This window comes from Ruegeria sp. G7, assembly GCF_056535465.1.
This window is the reverse complement of sequence record NZ_JBQFIL010000001.1, coordinates 1231472-1245000: the sequence shown is the minus strand read 5'-3', so window position 1 is coordinate 1245000 and position 13529 is coordinate 1231472. Positions and strand designations below refer to the sequence as shown.

General features: G+C 61.2%; 12 protein-coding genes (1 of these 12 cut by a window edge). 6 read left to right on the top strand and 6 right to left on the bottom strand.

Annotation, left to right across the window (positions count from 1 at the left end; all coding sequences use genetic code 11):
- Positions 1-1872: the 5' portion of a catalase/peroxidase HPI gene (katG, locus tag ACR3EN_RS06205; protein ID WP_480825827.1), read on the bottom strand. It extends 330 nt beyond the left edge of the window; the window shows 1872 of its 2202 coding nt (coding positions 1-1872); its start codon is at positions 1870-1872; the stop codon falls past the left edge of the window.
- 341 nt (positions 1873-2213) lie between these two features.
- Here katG and ACR3EN_RS06200 point away from each other — a divergent pair, with 341 nt between their 5' ends.
- Positions 2214-3830, top strand: a complete 1617-nt coding sequence (locus ACR3EN_RS06200; RefSeq protein ID WP_480825825.1) for a GMC family oxidoreductase — start codon at positions 2214-2216, stop codon at positions 3828-3830.
- A 65-nt stretch (positions 3831-3895) separates the two neighbouring features.
- Positions 3896-4678: an aldolase/citrate lyase family protein gene (locus ACR3EN_RS06195; protein ID WP_480825823.1), complete on the top strand. Its 783-nt coding sequence runs from the start codon at positions 3896-3898 to the stop codon at positions 4676-4678.
- Here ACR3EN_RS06195 and ACR3EN_RS06190 read toward each other — a convergent pair.
- From ACR3EN_RS06190 to ACR3EN_RS06180, 3 genes are read right to left on the bottom strand one after another with little or no spacing between them, the layout of a single operon-like run.
- Positions 4675-5214 (bottom strand): hypothetical protein, encoded by a 540-nt coding sequence (locus ACR3EN_RS06190; protein WP_480918402.1) that lies wholly within the window; start codon positions 5212-5214, stop codon positions 4675-4677. The two genes, ACR3EN_RS06195 and ACR3EN_RS06190, sit on opposite strands and share 4 nt — an antisense overlap.
- Positions 5214-5657 carry a glycosyltransferase family 2 protein gene (locus tag ACR3EN_RS06185; protein ID WP_480918401.1) on the bottom strand — a complete coding sequence of 148 codons (444 nt, stop codon included), beginning with the start codon at positions 5655-5657 and terminating at the stop codon, positions 5214-5216. Before ACR3EN_RS06185 ends, ACR3EN_RS06190 begins: the two co-directional genes overlap by 1 nt.
- Positions 5658-5696: 39 nt before the next feature.
- Positions 5697-6563 carry an SDR family oxidoreductase gene (locus ACR3EN_RS06180; RefSeq protein WP_480825819.1) on the bottom strand — a complete coding sequence of 289 codons (867 nt, stop codon included), beginning with the start codon at positions 6561-6563 and terminating at the stop codon, positions 5697-5699.
- Between the two features lie 87 nt (positions 6564-6650).
- On the opposite strand from ACR3EN_RS06180, the gene ACR3EN_RS06175 reads away from it, so the two are divergent.
- On the top strand, positions 6651-7283 hold the full coding sequence (locus ACR3EN_RS06175) for a class I SAM-dependent DNA methyltransferase (protein ID WP_480825817.1): 633 nt from the start codon (positions 6651-6653) through the stop codon (positions 7281-7283).
- A gap of 25 nt (positions 7284-7308) precedes the next feature.
- On the opposite strand, the gene ACR3EN_RS06170 is transcribed toward ACR3EN_RS06175, so the two are convergent.
- Both ACR3EN_RS06170 and ACR3EN_RS06165 read right to left on the bottom strand, forming a co-directional pair.
- A complete protein-coding gene (locus ACR3EN_RS06170; RefSeq protein ID WP_480825815.1) occupies positions 7309-8295 on the bottom strand; it encodes a sterol desaturase family protein in 987 nt (328 codons plus the stop codon).
- 23 nt (positions 8296-8318) lie between these two features.
- Positions 8319-9074 (bottom strand): class II aldolase and adducin N-terminal domain-containing protein, encoded by a 756-nt coding sequence (locus ACR3EN_RS06165; protein ID WP_480825813.1) that lies wholly within the window; start codon positions 9072-9074, stop codon positions 8319-8321.
- A 106-nt stretch (positions 9075-9180) separates the two neighbouring features.
- Between ACR3EN_RS06165 and ACR3EN_RS06160 the strand changes: the two genes are divergently transcribed.
- From ACR3EN_RS06160 to ACR3EN_RS06150, 3 genes are all read left to right on the top strand, one after another.
- Positions 9181-10056 (top strand): LysR family transcriptional regulator, encoded by an 876-nt coding sequence (locus ACR3EN_RS06160; RefSeq protein ID WP_480825811.1) that lies wholly within the window; start codon positions 9181-9183, stop codon positions 10054-10056.
- 167 nt (positions 10057-10223) lie between these two features.
- A complete protein-coding gene (gene ade, locus ACR3EN_RS06155) occupies positions 10224-12026 on the top strand; it encodes an adenine deaminase (RefSeq protein WP_480825809.1) in 1803 nt (600 codons plus the stop codon).
- Positions 12023-13486, top strand: a complete 1464-nt coding sequence (locus ACR3EN_RS06150) for an AMP nucleosidase (protein WP_480825807.1) — start codon at positions 12023-12025, stop codon at positions 13484-13486. Before ade ends, ACR3EN_RS06150 begins: the two co-directional genes overlap by 4 nt.
- Positions 13487-13529 lie beyond the last annotated feature (43 nt).

Below are 13529 nucleotides of genomic sequence, written 5' to 3'. Positions count from 1 at the left end.
CCCGCCAACCAGCGCGGTCATCTCGGGCGCGGATAGCGTCAGCAGCTGCGCCTTGTCGACCAGCAGCGCCTCGGCCGGGACCGAGTATTCCTTGCGCAGGTAGTTGCGGAAGCCGTCGGCGATGGGCTCCATCACCGCGAAGCTGTCCACATCCGTCTGCTCTTGCGCGGCATCGGTGCGGCCCGGGGTGAAGGGCACGTCAACATCCTGACCGGCTGCCTTGGCCGCCTGTTCGATGGCCGCCGCACCGCCCAGCACGATGACATCGGCCAGCGAGACCTTCTTGCCACCGGATTGCGCGGCGTTGAACGCGGTCTGCACGCCTTCCAGCGCCTCAAGCGCCTTGGCCAGTTTCAGTGGCTCGTTGACGTCCCAGTCCTTCTGCGGGGCCAGACGCACATGGGCACCGTTGGCACCGCCGCGCATGTCCGAACCCCGATAGGTCGAGGCCGAGGCCCATGCTGTCGAGACCAGTTCAGACACCGACAGCCCGGTGGCCAGAATCTTGGCCTTGAGGTCCGCTGCATCCGCGCCGTCGATCAGTTCGTGATCGACGGCGGGCACGTTGTCCTGCCACAGAAGTTCCTCGGTCGGCGCCTCGGACCCAAGGTAGCGCGAGCGCGGGCCCATGTCGCGGTGGGTTAGCTTGAACCACGCGCGGGCGAAGGCATCGGCGAACTCTTCGGGGTTTTCGTGGAACCGCTTCGAGATCGGGCCATAGATCGGGTCCATCCGCATCGCCATGTCGGCGGTGGTCATCATGGTTTTGACCTTCTTGGACGGATCATGCGCTGCAGGGGCCATGTCTTCGTCCTTGACGCCCACCGGTTCCCAGATCCACGCGCCCGAGGGGCTTTTGGTCAGGTTCCAGTCATAGCCGAACAGCAGATCGAAATAGCCGTTGTCCCATTTGATCGGGTTCGCGGTCCATGCGCCCTCGATTCCGCTGGTGGTGGTGTCATCGCCCTTGCCGCTGCCGAAATCGTTGATCCAGCCAAAGCCCATGGCTTCCATCGGGGCGGCCTCGGGTTCGGGGCCGACCAGTCCGGGATCACCGGCACCATGCGCCTTGCCAAAGGTGTGGCCTCCGGCGACCAGCGCAACGGTTTCCTCGTCATTCATTGCCATCCGGGCAAAGGTGTCGCGGATATCGCGGCCAGACGCCAGAATGTCGGGCTGACCATCGGGACCTTCGGGGTTCACATAGATCAGGCCCATCTGCACGGCGGCCAGCGGGTTTTCCAGATCACGTTCGCCGGAATAACGGCTGTGCGGGTTGTCGGTCGGGGCCAGCCATTCGGTCTCGGTCCCCCAATAGATGTCTTCTTCGGGGGCCCAGATATCCTCACGACCGCCAGCGAAGCCAAAGGTCTTGCCGCCCATGGATTCGATCGCGCAGTTCCCGGCCAGAATGTACAGGTCCGCCCAGGAAATCTGGTTGCCGTATTTCTGCTTGATCGGCCACAGCAGGCGACGCGCCTTGTCCAGGTTGCCGTTATCGGGCCAGCTGTTGAGCGGCGCAAACCGTTGCGAGCCTGTCGATCCACCGCCGCGACCATCCGCCGTCCGGTAGGTACCCGCGCTATGCCAGGCCATGCGGATGAACAACCCGCCATAGTGACCGTAATCCGCGGGCCACCAATCCTGCGAGTCGGTCATCAGCGCATAGAGGTCATCCTTCAGCGCCTGAAGGTCGAGCTTTTTGAACTCTTCCGCATAGTTGAACGTCTCACCCATCGGATTCGAGGCCACCCCATGCTGGTGCAGGATCGACAGGTTCAGCTGGTTCGGCCACCAGTCCCGGTTGGTTCGGGCCTCGGCGCCATGCATTACAGGGCATTTGCCCATGTTTGGGGTGTCACTTCCGTCCATATCGGTCTCCTAGTCCTGGCTAGATGTGTGCGTCGCGCGGTTTACTTGGGTACAAGAAACAGGGGTCCTGAGCGTCTTTGCGCCTGTCATCGGCCCGGGCACTGCGCGTGAATGCGCGGATCGGCCCTGCCTGCGGTTTGGAAAATGGCATTAACGACTCGTTCTTTTCTGTCTTGGCGTAGGTCTAGCAAATCTGGGTCATGCAAATAAGTTTTGTTTTTCGATGATATTAATAACTAAAAACTATCACTCTACGTCGACCTCACTCCGCCGCAGCGTCATGATTGCCTTTTCTCAACCGCCCTTCACAGTGGCCGCCATCGGCAACAAGGGGAAGGCGGATGCAATTCGACTATGTGATCGTGGGCGGAGGCTCGGCAGGGGCGGTTCTGGCCAACCGGCTGAGCGCGGATCCCCAAACCCGTGTCTGCCTGCTTGAGGCTGGTGGCCGCGGCGATAGCCTGATGGTGCGGATGCCTGCGGCGGTGGTCGCCATGCTGCCGGGACGGCCAAAGATCAACAACTGGGCCTTTGAAACCGTGCCCCAGCCCGGTCTGAACGGGCGCAAGGGGTATCAACCACGCGGGCGCGCATTGGGTGGGTCCAGTGCCATCAATGCGATGCTCTATATACGTGGTCAACGTCAGGATTATGACGGCTGGGCCGATCTGGGCTGCGAAGGCTGGGATTGGGACAGCGTGCTGCCCTATTTCAAACGGTCTCAGAATAACGAGCGCGGAGCGGATGACCTGCATGGCGATACCGGTCCGCTGCAGGTGTCCAATCAGAAACAGGAACGCCCGATCACCCGCGCCTTTGTAGATGCCGCCACCCAGATGCAGCACCGGCGTACCGAAGATTTCAACCGGGGCGACAATGAAGGCGCAGGTCTCTATCAAGTCACCCAGTTTCATGATCCTGCGCGCAATGGCGAACGATGCTCGGCAGCGGCGGCCTATCTGTTCCCCGTCATGCAGCGCCCCAATCTGACCGTCATCACCGGCGCCCATGTGCAGCGGTTGGTGCTGAACGGTAAGCGCGCGACCGGGGTGCAGTATCGCAAAAGCGGAAAAGGCGCAGACCTGCAGATAGACGCCGCGCGAGAGGTTCTGGTCTGTGCCGGGGCGCTGAAATCGCCTCAGGTCTTGATGCTGTCGGGGATCGGAGATGCCGAGGTGCTCTTGCAACACGGCATCCCCGTTGCGCATGACCTGCCAGGGGTAGGGCAGAACCTGCAGGATCATCTGGACTTTACGATCTCGTATAAGACCAAGGATACGGACACCTTTGGTATCGGCCCGGTGGGGGGCATGAAACTGCTGGGTCACCTGAATCGATGGCGTAAGGACGGGGTATCGATGGCGGCAACGCCCTTTGCAGAAGGGGCGGCCTTTCTGAAAACGACACCTGATCTGGACCGTCCCGATGTTCAGCTGCACTTTACCATCGCAATGGTCGATGACCACGCGCGCAAGCTGCATATGGGCTATGGCTACAGCTGCCATGTCTGCAAGCTGCGGCCTGAAAGCCGGGGCACCGTTCTGCTGAACAACGCCGACCCGGAGGCTCCGCCCGCAATTGACCCAAACTTCCTATCCGATCCACGCGATCTGGACACAATGATCAAAGGTGCCCGCCTCACGCGCGAGATCATGCAAGCCCCGGCGCTGGCCCCTTATCGGCACAAAGAGATGTTCGGCACCGATACCGCCCAAAGCGATGCGGATTGGGAACACCACATCCGCGCCCGGGCTGACACGATTTATCACCCTGTGGGGACCTGTAAAATGGGTCATGACGATATGGCAGTGGTCGGCCCCGACCTGCGCGTGCGCGGCATTGACGGGCTGCGGGTGGTGGATGCCTCGATCATGCCGACCCTGATCTCGGGCAATACCAATGCGCCAACCATGATGATTGCGGAAAAGGCGGCTGACATGATCCTGTCTGTAGCCTGACGAAAACATGCGTTGAGGCACAGGCCCGAACGCTCTACACCCTTGGCAAGCAAGGGGAGAAAGCGATGCCAGCACCGACAAACACATTCAAGCAAGCCCTCAAAGCCGGGCAACTGCAGCTGGGTTGCTGGCTGGGGATGGCTGATTCATACGCCGCCGAGATGGCCGCCACAGCCCGTTTTGATTGGCTCCTGATCGACGGTGAGCACGCGCCGAATGACCTGCGTTCGATCCTAGGGCAGTTGCAAATCGTTCAGGCCTCGGACGCGCATGCGGCGGTTCGGTTGCCCGTGGGCGAGACATGGATGATCAAACAGGTGCTGGATGCCGGTGCGCAAACCCTGCTGATCCCGATGGTCGAAAGCGCCGAACAGGCGCAAGAGCTGGTCCGGGCCGTAACCTATCCCCCAACCGGGACGCGCGGCGTTGGCTCGGCCCTTGCGCGGGCATCGAAGTTTTCGGCTATTCCCGACTACCTGCAAACGGCGGATGATCAGGTATGCCTGCTGGTGCAGGTCGAAAACCGCGCCGGCCTTGCGGCGCTGGATGAAATTCTGGCCGTCGATGGGGTGGATGGCGTATTCATCGGCCCCGCTGATCTGGCTGCTGATCTGGGCCATATCGGCAATGCGACTCATCCGGATGTGGACGCCGCCATCATGGACGCGCTCAGCCGGATCGTGAAAGCGGGCAAGGCAGCAGGTATTCTGGCCCTTGATCCAGTGATGCAGAAGCGCTGCGCCGATCTGGGTGTGACCTTCATTGCCACTGGCGTCGACGTCGTCCTTTTCGCCAAGGCAATGCGGGATGAAGCCGAAGACGCACGTGCAAGGCTTCTGCCCGGCTAGTGACCGCTCACCTTTTTATAGAGCGCTGATTTATAGCCAAAGGGAATGCCCAGCACGCCGACCAGCCAACCGGCGGTGCGGGCGATCTGGATCAACCGTTTGTCCGGCTGAAACGGCAACAGCAGGATCAGCACCAACAACGCCACCAACCGCAGTGGGGCGCTGAGGAAACCGACTATGGCCCCTTTCGGTTTCTGATCCAGCTTGCGGCGCATATGCGTGTTGGCCTGGTCCCGCCCCCGCGCGGCCTGATACCAGAACGACAGCCGGTCCGGCGGTATCGTCTCATAGACAAATGCATCCGCGACCCAACCTGCTGGCAACCCGGCCGCAACCACCTCGGCATAGAATTTGGCATCGGTGCCGCCGGTCATACGCATGGCCTCGTCGAACCACAGTCCGGTTTCGCTGAACAGCCGCGTCTCGGCCAGCCAGTTGTTGGTGACGATGGTCACGCCGCCCGTATCGTTCAGGGTCGCCTTCCGCGCTGCCGCGCGCTCCTTTTCGAGATAGCGATTGCTGATGTTGCGCAGCATTAGCCGTTGCAACGCGGTTTCCGCCCCGAAGGTCCCGCTGCCCGTAACGGAGCCCCCAACAGAATCGCCGAACTGGCGCGGTACCCGGCGACCAGACGCTCCAGCCAGTCGGGGGCCACGACCTCATCATCATCTACGAAGCACAGCAAATCCGCACCCTGCGCCAGCGCCTCGTGCGCGGCCCGGTTACGGCCAAAGGGGATGCCGGGTTCGGTCTCCAGAACATAATCCAGCGTTGCGCCATTCGTCAGTGTCTCACCTGCCGCACGCACCGTGGATTCGCTGAAAGGTGAGGCATCGTTTTCGACCACCAGACACAGCACGGTGCAGTCAGGCGGAAGGGTCATAGCGCCCCAGCTTTGGATCAGCGCCGCCAGCATTTCTGGGCGCTGACGGGTCAGCGTCGACACGGTGATCTTCAAAGGGGCAGAGCGGTCATCCATCGGACCCCCTTACAACCCACGGCGCTTTGTTGACAAGCTTCAGCGCTCGGCTGCGGTCGCGTTCTGGTGCTGCATCAGCGCCTCAAGCCCCACCCGGTAATTGGGATAGAGCAGTGAGACACCCAGTTCAGACTTGATCCGATCATTCCGAACCCGCTTGTTTTCATTGTAGAAACTGCGCGCCATCGGAGTCAGATCAGCCTCGTCATAGGCTATGGCGGGCGGCATCGGCAGGCCCTGCAACTCGGCCGCATAGCCGATGACATCCTGTGGCGGGACGGGTTCATCATCGCAGACGTTGTAGATCGCCCCCGGATTGGGGCGTGCCATCGAGGCGATCAGAACTTGCGCGATATCGTCCACATGAATGCGCGAAAACACCTGCCCCGGCTTGATGATCCGCCGCAACCCGCCACGCTTGAGCTTTGAGAACGGGCCGCGCCCCGGCCCATAGATGCCAGCCAGACGGAAAATATGCAGCGGCAGGTTCGGAATCTCGGCCCACTGGGTCTCGGCCAGTAACCGCCACTGACCCCGTCGGGCTGTGGGGGTCGCTGGGGTCGTCTCGTCGACCCATGCGCCCTGATGATCGCCGTAGACCGCTGTCGTCGACAAATACCCGACCCATTCAAACTGCCCGGCGCGCGCGGCGATCTCATCGCGCAGCTGGGCCAGAACCGGGTCGCCCTCGGCGCTTGGCGCGGTCGAGATCAGAAGATGGGTCACCCCGTCCAGATCGGGGCTTTCGCCCGGCCAAACATGCGGTTCCGCCCCCGACGCGCGGATGGCGTCAAGCTGGCTGGGGTCCCGTGTGGTCCCGATGACGCGCCAGGCGTTCGGGTCCAGCTGTTTCGAAATGGCACGGGCCGAATAGCCATGGCCGAAAGAGAACAAGCACTGAGTCATGTCCCTTTGATGATCCGCCCAACGCAGGGATGCAAGCGCCGGATGGACGCACTTGATTCGAATCCTCGGATACGCATTCATTGATGTATGAGCGACAAACCCCCAAACCTGCACGCCGCCTACGCGCTGAAATCGCCAGACGATAACAGGCGTCTCTATGCAGAGTGGGCCGGGGACTATGATGAAGGCTTTGCTGCGCTCGAGGATTATCAGCTGCACATTCACACCGCCCGCGCTTTCGTCAGCGCCGGTGGGCAGGGTCCGGTTCTGGATGTCGGCGCAGGAACAGGGCTGTGCGGCGGCATTCTGGTCGGGCTGGGTGCGGGGCCGATTGATGCGACCGATATCAGCGCCGAGATGCTGGAGCAGGCCATGCGCAAGGATATCTATCGCGACGCGATCGAGGCCGACCTGAACGATGGCCTTCCAATCCCGGGCGACAGCTATGCGGGCATCGTGTCCTCGGGGACCTTCACACATGGCCATCTGGGCCCGCAGGTCTTGCCCACCCTGCTGCGCGTCGCCCGCCCGGGTGCCCAGTTTGCCCTGTCGATCAACGCAAAGCACTTTGAGACGATGGGATTTGCCGAAGCCTTCAGGTCTCTTGAGGACGGCCAGATCAGGAATCTGTCATTGCCCGAGGTCCGAATCTACGGAGAGCTGGCCGCCGGTCCGAACAAAGATGATCGCGCCCTTGTCGCCCTGTTTGAAAAGTCCTGATCAGACACTAATCCGGCTATTCCGTTCAGGTGTACATTTGTTTCTTATAAGCCCGCGTCCGCACCGTCGCCTCGGCTGAACCGTCGTGATAGGTGCCGAACCATTTATCGAACGGGATTTCGGACGTACCATAGTTGCACTCAAAATACCGGTGATGCAGCTGATGAAAGAAATCCCCCGCGCGGGCGGCGTCGGTGTCCGCGGCCCTGAGTTTCTCGAACCCCGAATGAGACAGAACCGGGCTGATCTGCTGAAAATAGACGTGAAACAGCACATGCAGCGGGTGCGAGGGTACGATCAGGTGGATGAAATAGGTGGTGAAATACAGCATGTTCTCGAACCAGTGGTTCGATATGCCGGACCACGGGCCGATATTGACGTTGCGATGGTGCACGGCATGGACGTGTTTATATAGCTTGGGGTGATGTTCCAGCCGGTGCACCCAGTAGAAATGCAGCCCCGACCACATGGGGATGAACAGCATCCAGATCACGAACCAGACCGGAGCAGCGGCCCATGTGATCACCGGCACATAGGCATTGGCCATGGCCCAGAAGATCACCCATTGATACACCGTCGCCACCGTCATGGCGCTGCCGAGGGTCCACCAGATGTTGTCCCAAACCTGATTGCGGAAGGTGAAATTTCCGTTGTCGCGGGTCAGGTCCCGGCGGTCGAACTTCTTGTACATGCCCTGACCTTTGCGCATGTAAAGCCACCAGTGCAGCCCTCCAGCCACAAGGATTTGCGGCACCATGTTCAGCAGCCAGATGCGAAACATCCAGCCGGGTGCAAAGCTCTGCATCGTCTCTAATGCTGGGAAAAATGCAAGATATGCGATCAGGGCCAGCGCCATGCATAACGTCAATGACGTCAGCGGCAGCCATGCGCCTCGGTACCACCGTAAGATGGCCATCGGGCGCGGTGGCCAGCTGAACAGCGGATTCAGCCCAACCGGTCCCTCGGGGCGATAGTTCCAGCGGGCGGCCTCAGCGTCATGAGCGTCGGTCATGGCAGATGCTCCTTACAGGATCTTCAGGTTGCGTAGTCCGAGCCTTCGGCATCCAGCACGGCCTTGATCTCGCGCAGATGCGCCTCGGCCTGACCTGGATAGTCGTCCAGCTCTTGCGCCGTTTTCTCGGCGATCTCGTCGGACAGGACGCGCAGGGGCTGACCTGTCTGCAAGGCGCGGATATAGGTCTCAGCCGCGCGTTCGAAATAAAAGAGTCTATTAAAGGCATCTGCCGGGTTCTCACCGATCACGAGAACCCCGTGATTGCCCATGATCATGACCTTCCTTTTGGGGTCCGACAGCATCGCGGCACAGCGCGCGCCTTCGCTTTCGAAGGCCAGCCCGCCGAATTCCTCATCAATGACATAGCGGTTGTAAAACGTGGCCGTATTCTGGTCGATCGGCGGCAATGTGCTGTCCGCCAGCGAAGCCAGAACCGTCGCAAAGATCGAATGCACATGCATGACGCAGCGCGCATGCGGGCAATGGCGGTGGATCGCGCCGTGCAGCCCCCAGGCGGTCGGGTCCGGCGCGCCGGGCTGGTCCATGACCTCGGGGTCATTAGCGTCCAACAGCAGCAGGTTCGACGCCGTCACGCGTGAGAAATGCATCTGATTTGCATTCATCAGAAACTGCGTCCCGTCCGGGTTCACCGCCAGACTGAAATGATTGGCCACGCCTTCATGCATGTTCAGCCGCTCGGTCCAGCGAAAGGCGGCGGCCATGTCGACGCGCTCAGACCAGTGATCCATGTTGGGGCGCAGGTTGGTGACGGTCATGGCGGGCTCCTTCGAGGTTTGGAAAATCGTGCCTGCGCCGGGATTATTTGACCAACGAAAAAATTGCACCTATTTCATTAGTAAAACTAATGGCAAGGTTATGCAAATGCAGAAACAGCTTCCTCCGCTGGGGTGGTTGCGCACGTTCGAGGCCGCGGCCCGGCATCTTTCTTTCACCGGCGCGGCGCGAGATTTGAACATGACCCAAAGCGCGGTCAGTCAGCAGATCAAGTCGCTGGAGGGGTATCTGGGACAGCCCCTGTTCCTGCGCCGCCCCCGCGCGCTGGAACTGACCGAGGCCGGCATCACCTATCTGCCCGTCGTGCGCGAAGCCTTTCGTACGCTTGTACGCGGCACCCAGGCTGTAACCGGAGCACAACAAAACGCGGTGCAGGTGCAAAGCAACATCACCTTCGCGGTCAACTGGCTGGCCCCACGACTGCCCCGGTTTCGGGCGCAGCATCCCGAGGTGCATCTGAACATCTTCACCGAACTGTGGGAGCCCCGCGAAATGGCCGAGGGCGCTGCGGTCGAAATCCGCTATTCCCTGCGCCCCGCCGACACCGTACGGACCGAGTTGCTGCGGACCGATCACTATTATCCGGTCTGCGCGCCGGGGTTCACGGTGACGCTGGAGGACCTGCAACGGCAACTGCTGTTCGACTGCTCGAACCTGCTGTCGAACTGGGCGGGATGGGCCGAAGATCAGGGTCTAAATTGGGAAAATCCGCCAATCACCTATTCCACCACCTATCTGGTCAGCCTGTCGGTCGCCATGGCGGGCGGGGGGCTGTGCCTGGCCCATGACACTATCGCCCGACACCTGATCGACCAGGGCCAACTGGTCGCCCCCTTCCCCCATCGCGCCGAAATGCCCGAGGCTTACTACCTGCTGCTGTCGCCTCAGGCCGAGGAAAACCCCGGTGCAGTTGCTTTTGCCGATTGGATACGAACGGAAATCGCGGCGGATGTGTCTGCCTAGAACGGAGCCCTCCCGCCCATCGTCGCGGCCCCTGCGGGGCCTCTCCTCTGGTTGGGGGTGGCAGCGCTGACGCGCTGAGGGTGGTGCCTTATTCAGGGATTGTGATGATTTCATGATAGGTGCGCGGCGGGGGTTGCACCTTCTGCCGCATTCGGGAAAGTTGGGCCATGGAATACAAGACTTTCCCCAGTTGGCCCGACACCGCCCCCCGCCTTATCGCTGTTGCCGCAGGTCGCGAGGCGGCTGATATGGTCATACGTGGCGGCGTCTGGGTAAACGTGCATACCCGCGAGCTGCTGCCCGATCACGATGTCGCCATTGCCGCCGGACGGGTGGCTTATGTCGGACCCGATGCCGCGCATTGTACGGGTCCTGAGACACAGATCATCGAAGCGCAAGGCCGCTACATGATCCCCGGCTTGTGTGACGCGCACATGCATATCGAATCCGGAATGCTGACCCCGGCGGAATTCGCCCGCGCGGTGATCCCACACGGCACCACCTCAATGTTCACCGACCCGCATGAGATCGCCAATGTGCTGGGGCTGGAAGGTGTGCGGCTGATGCATGATGAGGCGCTGCTGCAGCCGGTGAATATCTTCACCCAGATGCCGTCCTGCGCGCCCTCGGCCCCGGGGCTTGAGACCACCGGCTATGAGATCACCGCCGAAGATGTCGCCGAGGCGATGGCCTGGCCCGGCATCATCGGGCTGGGCGAGATGATGAACTTCCCCGGTGTGATCCATGGCGACCCGAAGATGCTGGCTGAGATCGCGGCGACACAGCGGGCGGGCAAAACGGTGGGCGGACACTATGCTTCGCCCGATTTAGGGTCTGATTTCGCGGCTTATGTGGCCGGAGGCCCCGCTGACGATCACGAAGGTACGTGCGAGGCCGACGCCATCGCACGGGTGCGGCAGGGGATGCGGTCGATGATGCGGCTGGGCTCGGCCTGGTACGATGTGGAAAGCCAGATTACGGCGGTGACAGAAAAAGGTCTGGACCCGCGTAACTTCATTCTGTGCACCGATGACTGCCATTCGGGCACTTTGGTCAATGACGGACACATGAATCGCGTGGTGCGGCATGCGATTGCTTGCGGGTGCGATCCTGTGGTCGCGCTGCAGATGGCAACGCTGAACACCGCGACCCATTTCGGGCTTGAACGCGAGATCGGCTCGATCACACCCGGACGGCGCGCGGATGTGATCCTGACCTCGGACCTGACCGAGCTGCCGATTGAGACGGTGATCGCCCGCGGACAGATCGTGGCCGAGGGTGGCAAGGTCACGGTGGAGTGCCCGCACCTGAACTGGCCTGCGACTGCGCGCAACACGGTGCATCTGGGTCATGCGTTGGCGGGCACCGATTTTGAAATCAAAGCCCCCGCCGGGGCCAATCGCGTCAGGGCCAATGTCATCGGCGTGGTCGAAAATCAGGCCCCCACGCAGGCGCTGAAGGCCGAATTGCCGATCATCGGCGGGCTGGTCGAAGGCGAAGACGATGTCTGCCAGATCGCGCTGGTGGAACGGCATCGCGCCACGGGCGGGGTGACCAATGCCTTTGTCTCGGGGTTCGGGTATCAGGGACGCATGGCCATGGCCTCGACCGTGGCGCATGACAGCCACCATATGATTGTCGTCGGCACCGATCGCGAACAGATGGCGCTGGCGGCGAACCGGCTGGCCGAGGTGGGTGGCGGTATCACGATTTTCCGCGATGGCGAAGAACTGGCGCTGGTGGAACTGCCCATCGCCGGCCTGATGTCCGACAGCCCGGCAACCGAAGTGGCCGCCAAGGCGCAAAAGATGGTCGAGGCGATGCAGGCCTGCGGCTGTCAGCTCAACAACGCTTACATGCAGCACTCGTTGCTGGCCCTTGTGGTGATCCCGGAACTGCGGATCTCGGACCTTGGGCTGGTAGATGTGCGCACATTCGAAAAGATAGACCTTCTGGAACCGCTTGCATGACCATTATCAATACGCCCGAGGCCCCGCTGGCCGAAACATTTACCGACCCCGAAGCCGCCGTTGCGCGGCTGGAGGAGCTTTACAACCAAGCCACCAGCTTCCTGTGTGACAGCTTTGCCATGGCCATGCGCGATGGCGCTCCGACCGAACGATTCAGAGCCTACTACCCGGAAATTCGCATCAAGACGTCATCTTACGCGCAGGTCGACAGCCGGCTAAGCTTTGGTCACGTTTCGGAACCCGGCACACATGCGATCACCGTTACACGGCCCGATCTGTTCCGATACTACCTGATCCAGCAGATCGCGCTGTTGATCAAGAACCACGACCAGCCCGTGACCATCGGGGCATCTGACACACCGATCCCGGTACATTTTGCGGTCGCCAACAATGCCGAGATGAGCGCGCTGCAACAAGGCCCAGCAGGGTTCACCCTGCGCGACGCCTTTGATGTACCGGACCTGAACACCACCAATGACGACATCGTCAACGGCGTGCACGAACCCGACAACGGCACCGGGCCGCTGGCTTTGTTTACCGCCCAGCGCGTCGATTACTCTCTGGCGCGCCTGTCGCATTACACCGCAACGGACCCCGACCACTTCCAGAACCACGTCCTGTTCACAAACTACCAGTTCTATGTCTCGGAGTTTGAAAACTACGCCCGCACGCAGCTGGCTGATCCCGACAGCGGGTATACCAGCTTTGTCTCGACCGGAAATGTCGAGATCACGGATCCAAACACTCCGATCGAGCAGCCCCTGAAGCTGCCGCAAATGCCGACCTATCACCTGAAACGCGCGGATGGGTCGGGGATCACCCTGGTCAATATCGGGGTCGGACCGTCGAACGCCAAAACCGCCACCGATCATATTGCAGTGCTGCGCCCGCATGCCTGGCTGATGGTCGGCCACTGTGCCGGGCTGCGCAACACGCAGGCGTTGGGGGATTTCGTGCTGGCCCATGCCTATCTGCGCGAGGACAAGGTGCTGGACGACGACCTGCCCGTCTGGGTGCCGATCCCACCCCTGGCCGAGGTTCAGGTCGCACTGGAACAGGCTGTGGCTGAAGTGACCAAGCTGGAAGGCTATGAGCTGAAGCGGATCATGCGCACCGGCACTGTCGCCTCGGTGGACAACCGGAACTGGGAGCTGCGGGATCAATCCGGCCCGGTGCAACGTCTCAGCCAATCGCGCGCGATTGCGCTGGATATGGAAAGCGCGACGATTGCCGCGAACGGGTACAGGTTCCGGGTTCCCTATGGCACGTTGCTGTGCGTGTCCGACAAGCCCCTGCACGGCGAATTAAAGCTTCCCGGCATGGCCTCGGCGTTCTATACAACGCAGGTCAGCCGCCATCTGGCCATCGGAATCCGCGCCATGGAGCATCTGCGCGGCATGCCGCTGGAGCGTCTGCACAGCCGGAAATTGCGTTCCTTCGACGAAACGGCCTTTCTCTGAAGCAAAAAAGCAACGATTTCCCCATATTTTTAGGGTTTTCAGC

Coding starts and splice junctions, on each gene's coding strand:
- ACR3EN_RS06160 (WP_480825811.1), top strand. CDS start 9,181: ATGCAGAAACAGCTTCCTCCGCTGGGGTGGTTGCGCACGTTCGAGGCC.
- ACR3EN_RS06175 (WP_480825817.1), top strand. CDS start 6,651: ATGAGCGACAAACCCCCAAACCTGCACGCCGCCTACGCGCTGAAATCG.
- ACR3EN_RS06150 (WP_480825807.1), top strand. CDS start 12,023: ATGACCATTATCAATACGCCCGAGGCCCCGCTGGCCGAAACATTTACC.
- ACR3EN_RS06185 (WP_480918401.1), bottom strand. CDS start 5,657: ATGGATGACCGCTCTGCCCCTTTGAAGATCACCGTGTCGACGCTGACC.
- ACR3EN_RS06165 (WP_480825813.1), bottom strand. CDS start 9,074: ATGACCGTCACCAACCTGCGCCCCAACATGGATCACTGGTCTGAGCGC.
- ACR3EN_RS06190 (WP_480918402.1), bottom strand. CDS start 5,214: ATGCTGCGCAACATCAGCAATCGCTATCTCGAAAAGGAGCGCGCGGCA.
- ACR3EN_RS06180 (WP_480825819.1), bottom strand. CDS start 6,563: ATGACTCAGTGCTTGTTCTCTTTCGGCCATGGCTATTCGGCCCGTGCC.
- ACR3EN_RS06195 (WP_480825823.1), top strand. CDS start 3,896: ATGCCAGCACCGACAAACACATTCAAGCAAGCCCTCAAAGCCGGGCAA.
- ade (WP_480825809.1), top strand. CDS start 10,224: ATGGAATACAAGACTTTCCCCAGTTGGCCCGACACCGCCCCCCGCCTT.
- ACR3EN_RS06170 (WP_480825815.1), bottom strand. CDS start 8,295: ATGACCGACGCTCATGACGCTGAGGCCGCCCGCTGGAACTATCGCCCC.
- ACR3EN_RS06200 (WP_480825825.1), top strand. CDS start 2,214: ATGCAATTCGACTATGTGATCGTGGGCGGAGGCTCGGCAGGGGCGGTT.